The following is a 946-nucleotide window of genomic DNA, read 5'->3' on the forward strand; positions in this document are numbered from 1 at the left end:
CGTAGAGGCTAGTCGCGATGAGGCGCAGCCTCGTCGTTGACTATGCCGACTGGTTCGCTCTCGGTGGTTTTAGTGTAAAGGTTGTCTGCAAGCTCTTCCCAATTGCCCAGGCGCATTCCTTCTTCGTATGCATCCCTGAAATAATTGATCAGGTATCTTGCGTGTTCTCTGGCAGCTTCAATTCCTTCTTCTTTTTCGATGAGAAGTATTTGGTTCGCAGTAACCGCCCTCCAAAGGTTCATTGTGTCGAGATCTTGGATCGCATTCTCGTTAAAGTTCTGAACTAGAACCAAGATCTCTTCGACCTCTTCTTTATTCATTGGGCCAATCACTTCGATAATCGCCTCAAGTGTTTCGATCATCTCCCCTGAGACTTTCCCTTCCTTTTGTTTCTTGGTAAATTGAGTGCCGATAACCAAGCCAACAATCAGGGCAATAAATGCTGCAAATGCTATTTTCATTTCTTTCAGCGAACGTTTAAGGAGTATCGCGGAGAGGCGCAGCCTCGGAGTTGATACTTCCGCCTGGTTCGATGTTAACTTCTGTGAATTTATAATCCTCCTCGAAAGGTTCATAAATAAAGATAGCGTTCCCTTTTAGGCTATAGGACAGATTAGCGGTTCGTCCGGAGCAAAAATACTGCAGGTTCCTTATGAATTCTGTGTTTCGTGTGGTTACGTTTATTCGTGTCTCTTTGGCAGCTGCTTTCGGGGATAAGAAGATCGGTATAAGCTTTCCCGTTTCTTTTTCGTAAGCTTCTTGCATGTGCAGAATAGCCTCTGGGATGCTCATATCCGAAATGTTTAAGACAGGGATAATTATTTGTAGATTCGGCAAACGCTCGTTCTCATTCTCTTTTTCCCGGGAAATGTCATCCGCCAGAAGCGTTGAAAGCGACATAGCAAATAAGAGTGTAAGGGCGTGCTTCATTTTACTTCATCGAACG

The 946-nt window shown here is 44.6% G+C and carries 2 protein-coding genes; both read right to left on the reverse strand.

Features of this window, described 5'->3' with window-relative positions; all coding sequences use genetic code 11:
- Positions 1 to 8: 8 nt before the first annotated feature.
- Positions 9 to 461: a hypothetical protein gene (locus DDZ13_RS15260; protein WP_110132324.1), complete on the reverse strand. Its 453-nt coding sequence runs from the start codon at positions 459 to 461 to the stop codon at positions 9 to 11.
- 16 nt (positions 462 to 477) lie between these two features.
- The gene (locus tag DDZ13_RS15265) at positions 478 to 930 is read right to left on the reverse strand and encodes a hypothetical protein (protein ID WP_110132325.1); all 453 of its coding nucleotides are present in this window, start codon (positions 928 to 930) and stop codon (positions 478 to 480) included.
- Positions 931 to 946: the final 16 nt, after the last annotated feature.

Origin of the sequence: Coraliomargarita sinensis (assembly GCF_003185655.1) — a bacterium.
GTDB classification, from domain to species: domain Bacteria; phylum Verrucomicrobiota; class Verrucomicrobiia; order Opitutales; family Coraliomargaritaceae; genus Coraliomargarita_B; species Coraliomargarita_B sinensis.

What these genes read in the sequence shown, in the direction of transcription:
- DDZ13_RS15260 (WP_110132324.1), bottom strand. Translation starts at nt 461, where the DNA reads ATGAAAATAGCATTTGCAGCATTTATTGCCCTGATTGTTGGCTTGGTT.
- DDZ13_RS15265 (WP_110132325.1), bottom strand. Translation starts at nt 930, where the DNA reads ATGAAGCACGCCCTTACACTCTTATTTGCTATGTCGCTTTCAACGCTT.